Origin of the sequence: Stenotrophomonas sp. Y6, from assembly GCF_022436665.1 — a bacterium.
GTDB classification, from domain to species: domain Bacteria; phylum Pseudomonadota; class Gammaproteobacteria; order Xanthomonadales; family Xanthomonadaceae; genus Stenotrophomonas; species Stenotrophomonas acidaminiphila_A.
On sequence record NZ_JAKUKB010000004.1, the window covers coordinates 277,098 to 293,553 of the forward strand.

Annotated in this window: 16 protein-coding genes and 1 tRNA gene; 10 read left to right on the forward strand and 7 right to left on the reverse strand. The window is 69.7% G+C overall.

Going from position 1 to position 16,456, the window contains the following annotated elements; translation table 11 throughout:
• The first annotated feature begins 23 nt into the window (after positions 1–23).
• Positions 24–647 (forward strand): dephospho-CoA kinase, encoded by a 624-nt coding sequence (coaE, locus tag MKP15_RS07030; protein ID WP_240212228.1) that lies wholly within the window; start codon positions 24–26, stop codon positions 645–647.
• A gap of 30 nt (positions 648–677) precedes the next feature.
• Here coaE and MKP15_RS07035 read toward each other — a convergent pair whose 3' ends face one another.
• From MKP15_RS07035 to MKP15_RS07060, 6 genes are all read right to left on the reverse strand, one after another.
• On the reverse strand, positions 678–2,015 hold the full coding sequence (locus tag MKP15_RS07035) for a HAMP domain-containing sensor histidine kinase (RefSeq protein ID WP_240212229.1): 1,338 nt from the start codon (positions 2,013–2,015) through the stop codon (positions 678–680).
• A complete protein-coding gene (locus tag MKP15_RS07040; protein ID WP_054667261.1) occupies positions 2,008–2,685 on the reverse strand; it encodes a response regulator transcription factor in 678 nt (225 codons plus the stop codon). Before MKP15_RS07040 ends, MKP15_RS07035 begins: the two co-directional genes overlap by 8 nt.
• A 166-nt stretch (positions 2,686–2,851) precedes the next feature.
• Positions 2,852–3,322 (reverse strand): hypothetical protein, encoded by a 471-nt coding sequence (locus MKP15_RS07045; protein ID WP_240212230.1) that lies wholly within the window; start codon positions 3,320–3,322, stop codon positions 2,852–2,854.
• Positions 3,323–3,531: 209 nt separating this feature from the next.
• On the reverse strand, positions 3,532–4,407 hold the full coding sequence (gene rimK / locus MKP15_RS07050) for a 30S ribosomal protein S6--L-glutamate ligase (protein WP_161613382.1): 876 nt from the start codon (positions 4,405–4,407) through the stop codon (positions 3,532–3,534).
• A gap of 80 nt (positions 4,408–4,487) precedes the next feature.
• Positions 4,488–4,561: transfer RNA gene (locus tag MKP15_RS07055), tRNA-Gly, on the reverse strand.
• Between the two features lie 130 nt (positions 4,562–4,691).
• The gene (locus tag MKP15_RS07060; RefSeq protein WP_240212231.1) at positions 4,692–6,533 is read right to left on the reverse strand and encodes an autotransporter domain-containing protein; all 1,842 of its coding nucleotides are present in this window, start codon (positions 6,531–6,533) and stop codon (positions 4,692–4,694) included.
• 137 nt (positions 6,534–6,670) lie between these two features.
• Between MKP15_RS07060 and thiS the strand changes: the two genes are divergently transcribed.
• The 4 genes from thiS (at position 6,671) to MKP15_RS07080 (ending at position 10,614) form a co-directional block, all read left to right on the forward strand.
• Positions 6,671–6,871 (forward strand): sulfur carrier protein ThiS, encoded by a 201-nt coding sequence (gene thiS, locus MKP15_RS07065; RefSeq protein WP_104939420.1) that lies wholly within the window; start codon positions 6,671–6,673, stop codon positions 6,869–6,871.
• Positions 6,872–7,000: 129 nt separating this feature from the next.
• Positions 7,001–7,795 carry a thiazole synthase gene (locus MKP15_RS07070; protein WP_240212232.1) on the forward strand — a complete coding sequence of 265 codons (795 nt, stop codon included), beginning with the start codon at positions 7,001–7,003 and terminating at the stop codon, positions 7,793–7,795.
• On the forward strand, positions 7,795–8,547 hold the full coding sequence (trmB, locus tag MKP15_RS07075) for a tRNA (guanosine(46)-N7)-methyltransferase TrmB (protein WP_161613323.1): 753 nt from the start codon (positions 7,795–7,797) through the stop codon (positions 8,545–8,547). Before MKP15_RS07070 ends, trmB begins: the two co-directional genes overlap by 1 nt.
• 219 nt (positions 8,548–8,766) lie before the next feature.
• Positions 8,767–10,614, forward strand: coding sequence for an SLC13 family permease (locus tag MKP15_RS07080; protein ID WP_240212233.1), 1,848 nt, complete (start codon positions 8,767–8,769; stop codon positions 10,612–10,614).
• Between the two features lie 21 nt (positions 10,615–10,635).
• On the opposite strand, the gene MKP15_RS07085 is transcribed toward MKP15_RS07080, so the two are convergent.
• Positions 10,636–10,977: a Rieske (2Fe-2S) protein gene (locus MKP15_RS07085; protein ID WP_161613321.1), complete on the reverse strand. Its 342-nt coding sequence runs from the start codon at positions 10,975–10,977 to the stop codon at positions 10,636–10,638.
• A gap of 170 nt (positions 10,978–11,147) precedes the next feature.
• Between MKP15_RS07085 and MKP15_RS07090 the strand changes: the two genes are divergently transcribed.
• The 5 genes from MKP15_RS07090 (at position 11,148) to MKP15_RS07110 (ending at position 16,161) form a co-directional block, all read left to right on the forward strand.
• Positions 11,148–11,429, forward strand: coding sequence for a hypothetical protein (locus MKP15_RS07090; RefSeq protein ID WP_161613320.1), 282 nt, complete (start codon positions 11,148–11,150; stop codon positions 11,427–11,429).
• Between the two features lie 184 nt (positions 11,430–11,613).
• Entirely contained in the window at positions 11,614–12,321 is a 708-nt protein-coding gene (locus MKP15_RS07095; RefSeq protein WP_104939425.1) for a fumarylacetoacetate hydrolase family protein, read from the forward strand.
• Positions 12,322–12,375: 54 nt separating this feature from the next.
• Positions 12,376–12,789: a large-conductance mechanosensitive channel protein MscL gene (mscL, locus tag MKP15_RS07100; RefSeq protein WP_104939426.1), complete on the forward strand. Its 414-nt coding sequence runs from the start codon at positions 12,376–12,378 to the stop codon at positions 12,787–12,789.
• 132 nt (positions 12,790–12,921) lie between these two features.
• Positions 12,922–14,337 carry a M28 family peptidase gene (locus MKP15_RS07105; protein ID WP_104939427.1) on the forward strand — a complete coding sequence of 472 codons (1,416 nt, stop codon included), beginning with the start codon at positions 12,922–12,924 and terminating at the stop codon, positions 14,335–14,337.
• 186 nt (positions 14,338–14,523) lie between these two features.
• Positions 14,524–16,161: an NAD+ synthase gene (locus tag MKP15_RS07110; protein WP_240212234.1), complete on the forward strand. Its 1,638-nt coding sequence runs from the start codon at positions 14,524–14,526 to the stop codon at positions 16,159–16,161.
• Positions 16,162–16,456: the final 295 nt, after the last annotated feature.

The following is a 16,456-nucleotide window of genomic DNA, read 5'->3' on the forward strand; positions in this document are numbered from 1 at the left end:
CCGCTGGGCACGGGCCACGGCCCATGAGCCGCTTCATCGTCGGGCTTACCGGCGGCATCGCCTCGGGCAAGAGCGAGGTCACGAAGCGCTTCGAAGGACTCGGCATCGCGGTGGCCGACGCGGACATCGCCGCACGCGAAGTGGTGGCGCCGGGCAGCCCCGCCCTGGCACAGATCAGCCGCCGCTTCGGCAGCGCGATGCTGCTGGCCGACAGCACCCTCGACCGGGCGCGGCTGCGCGAGCATGTGTTCGGCAACGACGCCGAACGCCGGGCACTGGAAGCCATCACCCACCCGGCCATCCGCGCCCGCGTGCGAGAAATCTGCGAAGCCGCGGACAGCCCCTATGCCATCGCCGCGGTGCCGCTGTTGGCTGAAGCCGGCGGTCGCGCAGCCTATCCCTGGCTGGATCGGATCGTGGTGGTCGACGCCGCCGAGCCGGTGCGCCACGCCCGCCTGCTCCAGCGCGACAGCATCGATGCCGCCCTGGCGACGCGCATGATCCAGGCACAGGCCAGCCGCGCGCAGCGGCTGGCGCTGGCCGACGACGTGATCGTCAATGACGGGCACCCGGAGCACCTGCAGCCGCAGGTGGAAGCACTGGATCGCCTGTACCGGGGCCTGGCTGCCGGCAATACGCCGCCCTGACGCGTCCAGCGCCCACCGCCACCGCGGCGGTCAGCCCGCCGGGGCGAAAATCAGCCGGCCGACCACGCCGCGCTCGGCGCCCGGCCGGATGCTGACCTGCCAGCCGTACAGCGCACACAGCCGGCTGACGATGGACAGGCCGATGCCGCCGCCCTGCGAATGGCCGGCGTGGGTACCGCGGTAGCCACGCTGGAACAGGCTCGCGGCATCCTTCTCGCTCAGCCCGGGGCCGGTGTCGATCACTTCGACCGCGTCATCCAGCACCCGGACCCGGACCTGGCCTTGCTGGGTGTACTTCACCGCGTTGCCGATCAGGTTGCCCAGCGCCACCGACAGCGCCGCTTCCGGCGCATCGATGACCAGGTCACGACCGCCCTCCAGCACCAGCTCCAGCGGCTTGCCACCGAGCTGCGCACGGTGCGCATCAAGCAGCTGCTCGGCGACCTTGGCGACGTTGCTGCTGCCCTGCCCGCGCTCGTTGCGCGACAGCAGCAGCAGCGAGCCGATCAGATCGCTGCACTGCTGCTCGGCACGCTGGATGCGCTGCAGGCGCTGCAGCACCTTCTCGTCCAGGCCCGGACGCGCGAGCAGCAGCTCGGTCGCGCCACGGATCACCGCCAGCGGCGTGCGCAGTTCGTGGCTCACGTCCGCATTGAACTCACGGTCGCGCTGCACCACTTCGGTCAGGCGCGCGGAATAGTCGTCCAGCGCCACGGCCAGCTGCCCCACCTCATCGTCGGGGAAACGCGGTGCAAGGGGTTCGGGATGAGTGCTGCCGCCACGGTAGGCCTGCAGGCGGGCGGCGAGATCCGACACCGGGCGCATCACCCGCGAAGCAGACCACCAACCCAGCACCCAGGACAACAGGCTGAACACCAGCACGGACAGGACCAGCGCGCGCTTCAACTGCTGTTCGCCGCGCATCGACTGGCTCATGTCGTAGGCGACGAAAAACCAGGCATCGTCCGTCTTGCGCACACCGACCTTGTAGGAAAACGCCTTGCCGTCGGCATCCTGACCACTGAAATTATGGATGCCGTCCTGCAGGTGTTCCCATTCGGGATAATCGCGACGCAACCCTTCCAGTTTGTCAGGGCGATAGAGGAACGCGCGCATCTGCTGCACCGGCGCCACCACTTCGCGGCCACCGCTCTGGATGTAGCTCTGCCAGGAGGCGTCCAGATTTCGGTTCATCACATCTTCGACCAACTGGTTTTCCACGCGCATGCGCGCCCAGTTGGTGGCGAACGCGAACAGCGCCGTCAGGCAGAAGCCCAGCAGCACGAACGAAACGATGATGCGGCTGCGCAGGCGGCGGCGATAGCGCCCCTGCCTGTGGACGACCGCCGACGATGCGGCTTCAGGCATCGGGTGCGGCGATCCGGTATCCGATGCCATGGCGGGTCTGGATCATGGGTGCGTTGAACGGCTTGTCCACCACCGCACGCAGGCCGTGGATATGCACGCGCAACGAGTCCGAGTCAGGCAACTCCTCGCCCCATACCCGGGTTTCCAGCTCCTGCCGGGTAACCACCGCCGGCGAGGCTTCCATCAATGCCTGCAGGATCTTGAGCGCGGTCGGGTTGAGCTGCAGCAGCTTGCCCTGGCGGCGCACTTCCAGCGTGTCCAGGTTGTACTCCAGGTCGCCGGTTTCCAGCACCCGGGTGTGCCCCCCCTTGCCGCGGCGCGACAGCGCGTTGAGCCGTACCTCGACTTCCTGCAGCGCGAACGGCTTGATCAGGTAGTCGTCGGCACCGGAGTCGAACCCGGCCAGCTTGTTGTCCAGCGAATCGCGCGCGGTGAGCATCAGCACCGGGGTCTGCTTGCGCGCGTCGTTGCGCAGCTTGCGGCAGACCTCGATGCCATCCATGCCCGGCAGGTTCAGATCGAGCACGATCGCATCGAAATCGTGCACGACCGCCAGGTGCAGGCCGGTGACGCCGTCGGCCGCGAAATCCACCGTATGCCCGCGGTCCTCGAGGTAGTCCCCGAGGTTGGCCGCGATGTCGCTGTTGTCTTCGATTACGAGAATGCGCACTGGGAACCTCAGTCATTTACCGAAGAGCAGAGCATACCCGGCCCGTGGCTCCAGCTTCATTAAAACCGTTCAGCGCACGGAAAGGGCGTGGCGCCGGCACGCCGGCAACAACCATGCCGCCTGCCGTTGCCCGGCTATCAAGCTGCCGGGCAAGACAGACCTTCGGTCACGGGGTTTCGACCTTCTGCGTCGAAATCCGCAGGTCGCGCAGGGCATCAGCCCCGTTCTCGCGCGCCTGCCGACGGGCCGCCACCGTGATGCAGATGTTCTGTGGCCGGTTGCTGCCGACCGGGCGTTCACGGCGGCAGACAAGGCGACTGTCTTCGCGCGCCTGGGTCAGCAGGGTATTGACCAGATCCTGATCGTTGAAAACCGCTATCTTGTCCTTCTCGGGAAGATTGGCATGCCCCCCCGTTCCCAGCAGGGCATCGATGCGGCCGAGCGCGTCAACCACGCGGGCACGGTTCTCCGCGCTGATCTCACTGTATACCTCGCCTCCCTGCAGGTCGCTCATGATGCGCAGGCGCTGCTCGGCATAAGGCTTCCCTTCCATCAACGGCTTCTCCGCCACGGGCGCCGCCATTGCGGACATCGCAGGGAACACGAGCAAGGCAGCCAAAAACAGCATCCGATTCATACCCCAACCTCCTGTCTGGTAATTCGTTCGACTGTAGCGCGCCTCACCGACGGCAACAAGTCAAAAAACAAGGCCCCGGCGAGCACCGCCAGGGCCTGAAGATTCCCGATCACCGGACCCGCTGAGGAGGGCTGGTCACAGTGGGGCCAGCGTAGGGCCGGGGGAATTAAAGACCCGTTAAAACGGTGCAAGCAATTCGGAATCCGGGCTCAGCGCCTGAGGTTGACCACGTAGTCGATCATCCGCCCGGCGACATCGCCACCGGAAACGCTCTCGATGCCCTCCAGCCCGGGCGTGGAGTTGACTTCGAGCACCAGCGGCCCGCGCCGGGAGCGGATCATGTCCACCCCGGCGATACCCAGCCCCAGGGCCTTGGCCGAGCGCACCGCCACCTGCTGCTCGGCCCGGCTGCAGACCGCCGGGCCGGCGCTGCCGCCGGCATGCAGGTTGGAGCGGAAGTCGCCGTCCTGGGCCTGCCGGCGCATGGTCGCGACCACCTGGTCGCCCACCACCAGGCAACGCAGGTCCGCGCCCTGGGCCTCGGCAATGAATTCCTGCACCAGGAAATTGGCATACAGGCCGCGCAGCGCCTCGACCGTGCCCTTGGACGCACTGAGCTTCTCGGTGAGGATCACCCCGCGCCCCTGGGTGCCCTCGCTGAGCTTCACCACGTGCGGCGGCGGCCCCAGCATGGACAGCAGGTCATGGGTGTCGTCCGGGTTGTCGCCGAACACCGTCACCGGCATGTCGATGCCCTTGGCGGCCAGCAGCTGGTGCGCACGCAGTTTGTCGCGCGCGCGCAGGATCGCGTCGGAGGGGTTGGGCGTGCGCGTGCCCATCATCTCGAACTGGCGCAGCACCGCGGTGCCGTAGCGGGTGATGGAGGCACCGATGCGCGGAATCACCGCGTCGAAGCCGGACAGCGGCCGGCCCTTGTAGTGCATGCTGAAATCACCCGCGTTGATGCGCATGTAGCAGCGCAGCGGGTCGAGGATGCGCACGGTGTGGCCACGCGCGCGCGCGGCCTCGACCAGACGCCGGGTCGAGTAGAGCTTGCTGTTGCGGGAGAGGATGGCGAGCTTCATCGCGGGGCCTGGAAGTCAGGCCGGGCACATCACGCCCTGCCCTGGGCTGGCGCCTCGGTGCCTGCGCGGCACCTGGAAGATGGAGCGGGTGAAGGGAATCGAACCCTCGTCGTAAGCTTGGGAAGCTTCTGCTCTACCATTGAGCTACACCCGCGCGGCGATGCGCAGTCTATGTGGAGCGGGGCCTGCCGCGCAATGCCAACGTGCAGCGCGTTACCTCGACGGGAGCCCCGGGCAGGGACGGTGCCGCGACACGACACCGTCCACAGCCGCCCGCGTCCGGCTCAGAACCCGCCGCTGAACGTGGCGAACAGGGTGGCGTCGCGCGCCGACTTCTGCGCGGTGGTGGCGCTCAGGCCGATGTTGCTCTGCAGCCCCCACAGGCTCATCCGCGCGCCCAGCACGGCGGTGGCGTAGTTGCGGTCGAACTGCAACCCGGGAACCCTGTAGGCGCCGACGTCGGCCATGGTCTGCAGCCAGGCGCTGGCCTGCTTGCCGCCGTCCTCGAACTCGTGGTCGTAGGTGACCTGCACGTAGGGACGGACGCTGCCACCGTCGAAGCGCGCCTGCCAGCCGAGGCGGCCAACGGTGGAGTCCACGTCCTGGTTGCCGTAGCCCAGCGCGGTGGCGCCGGGATTGCTCTCCAGGTACCCGTCCAGCTTGACCTTCTGCCACACCACGCCCGCCACCGGACCGTGGCGGAAGCCGCCCTGCTGGCCGAACTCGTAGCCGGCGTTGAGCGCGGCGGTCAGGTTGCTGCCATCGGGCGATCCCTTGTGCTCGCGGGTGGCCGGGCCGAGCTGCACCTTGCGGGTGACGTCGTAACCCAGCCAGCTGTAGCTGGCCTGCCCGTTGACCCAGGCGCGCTCGCCATACCAACCGGCAAATACGCCCAGGGTGGTGTCGGACTGGGTGAAATCGCCCATGCGGTTGCCGAAGTCCGCGTCCATCCGGCCGTACCCGGCGAACCCGCCGAACACCTTGCCATCACGCGCCCAGTCGACGCCGAACAGGCCGGCCGGCGCCATGCCGTCGTACAGCCGGCCATGGTCGTAGCGCTGCATGTCGCCGCGCACGTTGCCCCACCAGCTCATGCCGTCGGCCGGACGGCCCGCCAGGTGACCGCCGACCTGGTCCGCACGCGCACGGCCGGTGGTCTGCGCCGAGTGCGTCAGCACCTGCTGCAGGCGCGGCGCCTCGAGCACCGAAATCGAGTACTGCCCGAGGATCTTGTGGGCGGCGGTGGTCGGATGCACGCCATCGGCGAACACATAGGTGTCGGCGGCATTCGGGCTGACATAGTTCAGCGGCGTGCAGGTCAGCGACTGCGCGGTGATCTGCGGCTGGCACGCAGTGCCGGACACGTTGCTGAAGCCGTAGGCGCCGGGGTTGGCGACGATTTCCTGGAGGATGCTGAAGGTGTCGACCGGGATCACCTGCAGGCCGGCCTGCTTGAGCCCGCCGAACAGCGCATCGTTGTACGCCTTGGCCAGCGCGGTGCCCTGCGCCATCGCCACCGGGCCGCCGGCGCGCGAGGACGGGGTCAGGCCGATGTCGGGCAGGTTCGGCACCATCACGTACTGGGCGCCGGCCGCCTTGAGCGTGGCGACCATGCCCACCTGGCTGGCGACCGCCGCGCCGATGGTGGCCTGCGCCGGTGCGCCGCCGGCCACCGCGAACAGGTCGTTGGCGCCACCCCACACGGTGTACAGGGCATTGGCATCGGCCTTGCCGCCGTTGGCCGCCAGGTAATGGTTGAGCTGGGTCTTGAGCGACGGTGTCGGCGGCAGCAGCGGGCTCAGCGGATTGGGCACATCCACGCCCACGCGGGCGCCGCCGGCGGCGTAGTTGTCGCCCACCTGGCCGTTGCCGTTGGGCAGGGCATTGGTGCCGTAGTACCGGGCCAGGTAGTCGGACCAGACCCAGCCGGGGTTGGTGGTGAAGCGGCCCGCCACCGAGGCGCTGGGATTGGCCTGCACCAGGATGGGACGGAAGTAGCCGGTGTCGGTCAGGCTGTCGCCGAAGAACACGGTCCTGGAAAACGGCGACTGCGCCATGGCCGGGACGGCGGCGGCGGCCAGTGCCAGGGCGAGCGCGGAGCGGAGTGGACGGGAAACGACACGCATGGGGAGACTCCTGACGGACGAGGAAGGCGACAGCGTACGCCGCCGCATGGAAGTAGTTTTTCACCGCCCCACGGCCGGCTCACGCTGCACTGCCGCATGGGCTGGGATTTTCCGGCCCTGCTGGCCAGAATGACGGCATGGACATCCAGCTCAATGGCGAAACCCGCCCCTTCCCCTCGCCCCTCACCCTGGCCGCGCTGCTGGCCGCCGAAGGCCTGGCGGAACGCCGCGTGGCGGTGGAGGTCAACGGCGAAATCGTCCCCCGCGGACGGCACGGCCAGTGGCAACTGCACGCCGGCGACGTGGTGGAGATCGTGCATGCGCTGGGCGGCGGGTGATCTTCTGCCGCCGCAGGTGTGGGGCTTCCCCCACACAGTCCCACCGGGCAAGCCGCATGCGCGGCAGGCGCCGCATCTGCGCGACAACGCCACGCCACGCGGCCTGGCATGATCGGCGATAATCGCCCCATGAACGCACACGTCCCCACCGATCCGCTGGTCATCGCCGGCAAGAGTTATGCGTCCCGGCTGTTGACCGGGACCGGCAAGTTCAAGGATCTGGAAGAAACCCGCCTGGCCACCGAGGCCGCCGGCGCCCAGATCGTCACCGTGGCCATCCGCCGCACCAACATCGGCCAGAACCCGGGCGAGCCCAACCTGCTCGACGTGCTGCCGCCCGACCGCTACACCATCCTGCCCAACACCGCCGGCTGCTACACCGCCGAGGACGCGGTGCGCACCTGCCGCCTGGCGCGCGAACTGCTCGACGGCCACAACCTGACCAAGCTCGAAGTGCTGGGCGACCAGAAGACCCTGTACCCGGACGTGGTGCAGACCCTCAAGGCCGCCGAGCAGCTGGTCAAGGACGGCTTCGAGGTGATGGTCTACACCTCCGACGACCCGATCCTGTGCAAGCGCCTGGAGGAGATCGGCTGCGCCGCGGTGATGCCGCTGGCCGCGCCGATCGGGTCCGGGCTCGGCATCCAGAACCGCTACAACCTGATGGAGATCATCGAGAACGCGCGGGTGCCGATCATCGTCGATGCCGGCGTCGGCACCGCCTCGGACGCCGCCATCGCCATGGAGCTGGGCTGCGACGGCGTGCTGATGAACACCGCCATCGCCGGCGCGCGCCATCCGGTGCTGATGGCCAGCGCCATGCGCAAGGCGGTCGAGGCCGGCCGCGAGGCCTTCCTGGCCGGACGCATCCCGCGCAAACGCCATGCCAGCGCGTCCTCGCCGGTGGACGGGTTGATCGGCTGATGACCAATCCCTTTGAAAGCGCGGGCTCCAAGGCGCCGCCCAAGCCCTTCACCGTGACCGAAGGCCGCCGCGAGGTCCGCAGTTTCGTGCTGCGCCAGGGCCGTTTCACTCCCGCGCAGCAGCGCGCGTTCGACGAACGCTGGCCGCGTTTCGGCATCGACTTCAATGGCCAGCCGCGCGACCTGGATGCCACCTTCGGCCGCAACGCGCCCAAGGTGCTGGAGATCGGCTTCGGCAACGGTGCCGCACTGCGTTTCGCCGCCGGATTCGACCCGTCCAGGGACTACATCGGCATCGAGGTGCACGCCCCGGGCGTGGGCCGCCTGCTCAACGCACTGGCCGACGACAACGCCGGCAACGTCAGGCTCTACCACCACGACGCGGTGGAAGTGCTGGAGAAGGAGATTGCCGACGGCGCGCTGGACGAGGTGCGCATCTACTTCCCCGACCCGTGGCACAAGAAGCGCCACAACAAGCGGCGCCTGGTGCAGCCGGCGTTCGCCGCGCTGCTGGTGCGCAAGCTGCGCCCGGGCGGGCGGCTGCACTGCGCCACCGACTGGGCCGACTACGCCGAACAGATGTGGGACGTGCTCGACGCCACGCCGGGCCTGGTCAACCGCGCCGGCCCGCGCGGCAGCGTGCCGCGCCCGGACTGGCGCCCGCAGACGCATTTCGAGACCCGCGGCCAGAAGCTCGGCCATGGCGTCTGGGATCTGCTGTACGACCGGCAGGGAACGGGAACCGAGGGGTAAGGGAATGCTGCCTTCACGCACCAGCGCATCCGCGGACAGCGCCAGGCACCTGGTGCGGAAGGCCGGCCCCTCGTCCCGCCCCCGGCATACCGCTGCCGCCACCCGGCGCGGAATCGCGGATGCGGTGCCCCATCCCGCCCCGGGGGCGGGCCGCAGGGTTGCGCCGCCCGCACCCGCCGCGCGTGCTTCCCGCCCCCTCCTGCGCGCCTGCCGGCCCTGATGGATACCGCCCTCACGCTGACGACCGACATGAAGCTCGTCCTCGGGCTGGTCGGCTTCACCATGGCGATGTTCCTGTTCGAGCGCATCCGCGCCGACGTGGTGGCGCTGGTGGTGATGGTGGTGCTGGGCGTCACCGGGCTGATCGCGCCGGAGGAGATCTTCGGCGGCTTCTCGGGCAACGCGGTGATGAGCATCATCGCCACCACCATCCTCGGCGCCGGGCTCGACCGCACCGGCGCGCTGAACCGGCTGGCCGGCTGGCTGCTGCGCCGCTCGCACGGGCTGGAACAGCGCCTGCTGCTGCTGACCAGCGCCACCGCCGGCCTCAATTCGTCGTTCATGCAGAACCCGTCGGTGATGGCGCTGTACCTGCCGGTGGCCTCGCGCCTGGCCTCGCATACCGGGCTGACCCTCAAGCGGCTGCTGCTGCCGATCACCGCCGCCATCGTGATGGGCGGGGGCCTGACCATGGTCGGCAACTCGCCGCTGATCCTGCTCAACGACCTGCTGATCTCGGCCAACAACAACCTGCCCTCCGGCACCGCCACCATCGAGCCGCTGCGCATGTTCGCGCCGCTGCCGATCGGCGTGGCGCTCCTGGCCGCGGCGCTGCTGTACTTCCGCTTCTTCGGCGACCGCAAGCTCTCGCGCGACGAAGGCGCGGATGACGAGGGCCAGACCCCGGCGCGCACCGAGAGCTACTTCGCCAAGGCCTATGGCATCGAGGGCGAGGTGTTCGAGCTGGCGGTCACCGCCGAGAGCCCGCTGGTGGGAATGACCGTGAGCGAGGTCGAGAGCCTGTTCGAGGCGCCGCTGCTGCTGGCGCTCAAGACCGGCAACGACACCCGCCTGGCACCGCCGGCGGACATGCGCATCTGGGTCGGCAGCGTGATCGGCGCGATGGGCCCGCGCCAGCTGGTGGCCGACTTCGCGCAGAACCAGTTCCTGCGCATGTCCTCGCGCCTGCGCAACCTGGGTGACCTGTTCAACCCCAGCCGCGCCGGCATCTCCGAGGCGGTGGTCCCGCCGACCTCGAAGCTGATCGGCAAGACCGCCGGCCAGCTGCGGCTGCGCAAGGAACGCGGCATCAGCCTGCTGGCGATCAACCGCGACAAGCAGGTGATCCGCGAGGACGTGCGCAACGTGGCGCTGCGCGCCGGCGACATGCTGGTGTTCCACAGCATCTGGCAGGACCTGGCCGCCGCGGCCGAGAGCCGCGACTTCGTGGTGGTCACCGACTACCCCAAGGGCGAACAGCGCCCGCACAAGTTCAAGATCGCCATGGCGATCTTCGCCATCACCATCATCATCGCGCTGACCTCGCACCTGCCGGTGGCGCTGACCCTGCTCACCGGCGTGGCCGGCATGCTGCTCACCGGCGTGCTGCGCATGGACGAGGCCTACGCCTCGATCAACTGGAAGACCATCTTCATGATGGCCGGGCTGATCCCGCTGGGCTGGGCCATGGATTCCAGCGGCGCGGCGGCCTGGGTCGCCGGCCACACCATCGACAAGCTGCCGGCCGGGATCCCGATCTGGGTGCTGGAACTGGCGCTGGCGGTGCTGACCACCGCGTTCTCGCTGGTGATCAGCCATGTCGGCGCCACCATCGTCACCGTGCCGATCGCGGTCAACCTGGCACTGGCCGCGGGCGGCAACCCCACCGCGTTCGCGCTGATCGTGGCGCTGTCGGCCTCCAACAACCTGATGACCGCGTCCAACCCGGTGATCTCGATGGTGATGGGCCCGGCCAAGTACACCCCGCGCGAGATGTGGCGCGTCGGCGGCCCGTTGTCGCTGATCTACACGCTGGTCGTGGTGGTGATGGTCAACCTGATGTTCTGAGCCGCGCCGGGGGCGGCGGGATCAGCCCAGCAGCACCCTGCCGTCCTGCACCCGCACCGGCACCGCGCGCAGCGCGTCGCCCTTGCATGGCCCGGACACGCAGGCCCCGCCCTGCAGCTCGAACGCGGCGCCATGCACCGCGCACACCAGGTGGCCATCGCGACTCTTCAGGAACTGCCCCGGCGCCCAGTCGAGGGGCCGGCCGGCATGCGGGCAGACATTGAGCCACGCCCGTACCTGCGCGCCCTCGCGGTACAGGATCAGCGGCTCGGCATCGCCGTCGACCACCGCCTCCACCAGCAGGAACCCCGGATCGGGCAGGGCGTCGAGCCGGGCCAGCTCGACGGCGGAAGGTACGGACATGGACATCGCGGGACCGCATGACAGCAGGAAATTGCGCCGATTGTCGCACGCCGGCCCGCCCCGCCCGGCCAGGGGGCAGCATGAATGGGCGACCGCATTTAACGACAAATTCACTCATTGACCCGCCTCCCCACCGATACTTCGGCCAGCCAAATCGTCATACCGCCGACATGCAGATCCGTTACTTCCAGTTCGCCACCCTCCGCAACCTGTTCGCGCCGCGCAAGCCACGCAACCCGTTGCTGCGGATCGCGCTGGGCCTGCTGGGCCTGGCGATCCTCGCGGTCCTGGTCGTGGCCGGGCTGTTCGTCGGCGCGGCGATGATCCTGGTCGGCCTGAGCTGGAAGCTGCTGGCCGCGCGCAAGGCGCGTGCCGCGGGCAAGGCCGCCGGCAACGTGATGGACGGCGAGTACCGCGTGGTGCGCAAGCCGGCATTGCCGCACGCCCACTGACACCGGGCGTCCCCGCCCCAGGCTTCGACACCCGCGCCCGGCTCCTGCCGGGCGTGTTGCATCCGGCGCCACCGCGCGCACGCGATGCGCGGACGCCCGCTGCCCCGCGCGCATGGCCAGCGGTACTACCAGCGCGGCGGCGGCGTCCGGCATCATGGCGCCAGCTCCCGCTTCCGGACCGACCATGACCGACCTGATCCCCGCTCCGCCCGTTCCCCGCATCCCGGTGGCAGGCGGCGGCACCTTCCCCGTGCGCCGCATCTACTGCGTGGGCCGCAACTTCGCCGACCACGCGCGCGAGATGGGCGCCAATGCACCGGCCTCCGCTGCCGAGCGCGGGCAGCCGATGTTCTTCATGAAGCCGGCCGACGCCATCGTCACCGGCGACGCACCGGTTCCCTACCCGCCGGCGACCGCCGACCTGCACCACGAAGTGGAACTGGTGGTCGCGCTGGGACAGGATGCGCCGGACGGTGTACTCCCGGTCGAACAGGCGATGTCGCTGGTGCTGGGCTACGGCGTCGGCCTGGACCTGACCCGTCGCGACCTGCAGGCCGCGGCCAAGGCCAAGGGCGGCCCCTGGGACATCGCCAAGGGCTTCGATCATTCGGCGCCGGTCAGCGAACTGGTGCCCGCCGCGCAGGTGGGCGAGCTGGCGCCGCTGGCGCTGTCGCTGCAGGTCAACGGCCAGACCCGGCAGCACGCCACGCTGGACAACATGATCTGGAACGTGGCCGAAATCCTGCACGAACTGTCCCGGCTCTACGCGCTGCGCGCCGGCGACCTGGTGTTCATGGGCACGCCGGCCGGCGTGGCCGCGCTGCGGCCCGGCGACCGTTTCAGCGCGCGGCTGGGCGACATCGCGCGCCGCGACGGCATGATCGCCGGATGACCGGTGTCGGGGTAGTCTGTACCTCGCACCCCTCACGCAATACAGGAGAAACCCGTGGGAATGATCAGTGAGTTCAAGGAGTTCGCGATGCGCGGCAACGTCATCGACCTGGCGGTCGGTGTCGTGATCGGCGGCGCGTTCGGCAAGATCGTCACCTCGCTGGTGGACAAGGTGATCATGCCGCCGATCGGCTGGCTGATCGGCAATGTCGATTTCTCCAAGCTCGCCTGGACGCTGGCGCCGGCGCGGGTGGCCGCCGACGGCACCGAGATCCCCGCGGTGGTCATCGGCTATGGCGACTTCATCAACACCGTGGTGCAGTTCGTCATCGTCGCCTTCGCCATTTTCATGCTGGTCAAGGTGGTCAACCGGCTGTCGCGCAAGAAGGAAGCGGCGCCCGCCGCACCGGCCGCGCCGAGCGAGGAAGTGCTGCTGCTGCGCGAGATCCGCGACAGCCTGAGGAAGTAACGCCGCGCGGCGGTGACCTCCAGCACGGTTGCAGCCGGAGCCGCGGGCGTATGCTCGCGGCTTCTTTCGTCTGCGAATCCCTCGCAGCGGCCGCGCACGCCCAGGTGCGCCCCAACCGACCCGGAGCCCGCCATGCGCCGCCTCGCCCTTGCCATCGCCACCGTGCTTGCCTGCGCCACTGCGCACGCCGCCCCCACCCGCATCCCCGAACAGGCGCTGGCCCGGGCGGTGGAACTGCGCGAGCAGGCGCTGGCCGACGATACCGGCTGGAAGGTGGTCGAATCGCTGACCACCGAAGTCGGCCCGCGCCTGGCCGGCAGCGAGGCCGACGCGCGCGCAGTGGAATGGGCCAAGGCCAAGTTCAGGGCGCTGGGCTTCGACCGGGTATGGACCGAACCGGTCACCTTCCCCAAGTGGGAGCGCCGCAGCGAGCAGGCGCAGGTGCTGGGCGCGCATGCGCAGCCGCTGGCGATCACCGCACTGGGCGGCAGCCCCGCCGGCAGCGCCGAGGGCGAGGTAGTGCGCTTCGACAGCCTGGAAGCACTGAAGGCCGCGCCGGCCGGCTCACTGGCCGGCAAGATCGCCTTCATCGACTACCAGATGACCCGCAGCCGCAGCGGCGAGGACTACGGCATCGGCGGCACGGTCCGCAGCCGCGGCCCCTCCGAGGCGATCCGCAAGGGCGCGATCGGCTACATCATGCGCTCGGCCGGCACCGATTCGCACCGCGTGCCGCATACCGGCATCACCCGCTTCGACGAAGGCCTGACCCCGGTGCCGTCGGCGGCGCTGTCGGTGCCCGATGCCGACCAGCTGGCGCGGCTGGTCGCGCGCGGCCCGACCCGCATCCGCATGGCCCTGGACTGCGGCTGGGACGGCAGCTACACCTCGCAGAACGTGATCGGGGAAATCACCGGCCGCGAACTGCCGAAGGAAGTGGTGGTGATCGGCGGCCACCTCGATTCCTGGGACCTGGGCACCGGCGCGGTCGACGATGGCGCCGGCATCGGCATCACCATGGCCGCCGGCCACCTGATCGGCCAGCTGCGGCAGGCGCCACGGCGCACCATCCGGGTGATCGCCTTCGCCAACGAAGAACAGGGCCTGCACGGCGGCTACGCCTATGCCGCCGCGCGGGCGAAGGCCGGGGAAATCCCGCTGCAGCACATCGCCGCCGAGAGCGACTTCGGAGCCGGCCGCATCTACGCGTTCAACACCGGCTCGGGCAACCCCGCCGGCTCGCGCGAGGCCACCGCGCAGATCGCCGGGGTGCTCGCGCCGCTGGGCATCGCGTACCGCCCGGACGAAGGCGGCCCCGGCCCGGACGTGGGGCCGCTGGCGGCCAAGGGCGGCGCCTGGGCGTGGCTGGCGCAGGACGGGACCGACTATTTCGACCTGCACCACACCGCCGACGACACCCTGGACAAGATCGACCCGAAGGCGCTGGCGCAGAACGTGGCCGCCTACACCGTGTTCGCCTACCTGGCCGCCGAGGCCGAAGGCAGCTTCGGCAGCGAGGCCCGCGACGTGGTGCCGCCCAAGGAATGACCCGCAGCGTCCGCCCGGCAACGGGCGGACGCCAGGGCGATGCCGCAACGCCCCCGCCGCCGGGGGCGTTGCCGTATCCGGGCATCGCCGACATCAGCGGGCGTCAACGGCACATCTGGGATAATGGCGTCCTGGTCCCACCCCGCGTCCGTCGTGGACGCCTGCAACGACAAGGCAGCCGACATCATGTCCCGATCCCTCCGCATCGCCCTGGCGCAGTACGACTTCCCGGTCGGCGACGTGGCCGGCAACAGCGCGCGCATCATCGAACTGGCGCAGATCGCCCGCGACGAGTACGGCGCCGACGTGGTGCTGTTCCCCGAACTGGCGGTCAGCGGTTATCCACCGGAAGACCTGCTGCTGCGCCCGTCGTTCCTGCGCGGGTGCGAGCAGGCGATCGCCCACATCGCCGCGCAGGTGCAGGGCATCGTCGCGGTGGTGGGCTGGCCGCAGAGCGCCGGCGCGGTGGTCTACAACGCCGCCAGCGTGCTGCGTGACGGCGCGGTCGCCGCCACCTACCGCAAGCGCGAGCTGCCGAACTACGCGGTGTTCGACGAGCGCCGCTATTTCGACGTCGATCCGGACGGCGGCAACTGCGTGTTCGAGGTCGGCGGGGTGACGCTGGGCCTGCTGGTCTGCGAGGACCTGTGGTTCGCCGAACCGCTGGCCGCGACCGTGGCCGAGGGCGCCGAACTGGTGCTGGTGGCCAATGCCTCGCCCTATGAGCGCGGCAAGCATGCCCAGCGCGACGCACTGCTGGCCGAACGCAGCCGCGACAGCGGCGCCGCCATCGCCTACGTCAACCTGGTCGGCGGCCAGGACGCGCTGGTGTTCGACGGCGCCTCGGTGGTGGCCGACGGCAGCGGTACGGTGCACCCGGCGGCGCTGGCCTTCGCCGAGGAAATGCTGGTGGTCGACTACGACGCCGATACGCGGTCGTTCCTGCCGATGCGCTGGATCGACGACGGCGACGAAAGCATGGACGCGCTGGCCTGGCGCGCGATCACCCGCGGCATCCAGGACTACTGCCGCAAGAACGGCTTCGACAAGGTATGGCTGGGCCTGTCCGGTGGCATCGATTCGGCTCTGGTGCTGGCGCTGGCGGTGGATGCCCTGGGCGCGGACAACGTCACCGCGGTGGCATTGCCGTCGCGCTACACCGCCGGGCTGTCCAACGACCTGGCCGCCGAGCAGTGCCGGGCGCTGGGGGTGAAGCTGGAAACGGTCCCGATAGAGCCGGCGTTCCAGGGGCTGATGCAGTCGCTGTCGGCGATGTTCCAGGGCAAGGACGCCGACGTGACCGAGGAGAACCTGCAGTCGCGCAGCCGTGGCGTGATCATGATGGCGCTGTCCAACAAGTTCGGCGGGCTGCTGCTGACCACCGGCAACAAGAGCGAGTACGCGGTCGGCTACGCCACCATCTACGGCGACATGTGCGGCGGCTATGCGCCGCTGAAGGACCTGTACAAGACCGAGGTGTATGGCCTGTCGAAGTGGCGCAACACGGTCGGCGGGGCGCCGGTGATCCCGCCGGCGGTGATCGCGCGCGCGCCTTCGGCCGAGCTGCGCGAGAACCAGACCGACCAGGATTCGCTGCCGGCCTACGACGTGCTCGACGGCATTCTGTACCGCTACATCGACCAGGAGCAGTCGCGCGAGGACATCATCGCCGCCGGCTATGCGCCGGAGGTGGTGGCCCAGGTGCTGCGGCTGGTGCGCACCAGCGAGTGGAAGCGGCACCAGGCCGCGCCCGGCCCGAAGATCTCACGCCGCGCGTTCGGCCGCGAGCGGCGCTACCCGATCAGCAACGGCTACCGCGGCTAGGCACGTGCCTGCCGCGGCGGCAGGGAAACGGCGGGATGCGTGCAGCGCTTTCCGGATCCGTGCCAGCAGAGTGAATAGAGCGCGGCCGTGGCTACGGGAGGTGGGCCAGCGGGGCATGCCAGCCAACCGCGCGCCCCATGCCCGGCGCGCCGCGGGTGCCCGGGCACGACCCGGTTGGCCTGCGGCGCAGCGGCGAACCGGGCTGTGGAAGGCGACGGCCACCACCGGGTGATCCGCGCAGGCACGGAGCCGACAAAGGCATCTCCACCTGCGCCTGATACACCGCACCGCTGGC

What these genes read in the sequence shown, in the direction of transcription:
- coaE (WP_240212228.1), top strand. Translation starts at nt 24, where the DNA reads ATGAGCCGCTTCATCGTCGGGCTTACCGGCGGCATCGCCTCGGGCAAG.
- MKP15_RS07035 (WP_240212229.1), bottom strand. Translation starts at nt 2,015, where the DNA reads ATGCCTGAAGCCGCATCGTCGGCGGTCGTCCACAGGCAGGGGCGCTAT.
- MKP15_RS07045 (WP_240212230.1), bottom strand. Translation starts at nt 3,322, where the DNA reads ATGAATCGGATGCTGTTTTTGGCTGCCTTGCTCGTGTTCCCTGCGATG.
- rimK (WP_161613382.1), bottom strand. Translation starts at nt 4,407, where the DNA reads ATGAAGCTCGCCATCCTCTCCCGCAACAGCAAGCTCTACTCGACCCGG.
- MKP15_RS07060 (WP_240212231.1), bottom strand. Translation starts at nt 6,533, where the DNA reads ATGCGTGTCGTTTCCCGTCCACTCCGCTCCGCGCTCGCCCTGGCACTG.
- thiS (WP_104939420.1), top strand. Translation starts at nt 6,671, where the DNA reads ATGGACATCCAGCTCAATGGCGAAACCCGCCCCTTCCCCTCGCCCCTC.
- MKP15_RS07070 (WP_240212232.1), top strand. Translation starts at nt 7,001, where the DNA reads ATGAACGCACACGTCCCCACCGATCCGCTGGTCATCGCCGGCAAGAGT.
- trmB (WP_161613323.1), top strand. Translation starts at nt 7,795, where the DNA reads ATGACCAATCCCTTTGAAAGCGCGGGCTCCAAGGCGCCGCCCAAGCCC.
- MKP15_RS07080 (WP_240212233.1), top strand. Translation starts at nt 8,767, where the DNA reads ATGGATACCGCCCTCACGCTGACGACCGACATGAAGCTCGTCCTCGGG.
- MKP15_RS07085 (WP_161613321.1), bottom strand. Translation starts at nt 10,977, where the DNA reads ATGTCCGTACCTTCCGCCGTCGAGCTGGCCCGGCTCGACGCCCTGCCC.
- MKP15_RS07090 (WP_161613320.1), top strand. Translation starts at nt 11,148, where the DNA reads ATGCAGATCCGTTACTTCCAGTTCGCCACCCTCCGCAACCTGTTCGCG.
- MKP15_RS07095 (WP_104939425.1), top strand. Translation starts at nt 11,614, where the DNA reads ATGACCGACCTGATCCCCGCTCCGCCCGTTCCCCGCATCCCGGTGGCA.
- MKP15_RS07105 (WP_104939427.1), top strand. Translation starts at nt 12,922, where the DNA reads ATGCGCCGCCTCGCCCTTGCCATCGCCACCGTGCTTGCCTGCGCCACT.
- MKP15_RS07110 (WP_240212234.1), top strand. Translation starts at nt 14,524, where the DNA reads ATGTCCCGATCCCTCCGCATCGCCCTGGCGCAGTACGACTTCCCGGTC.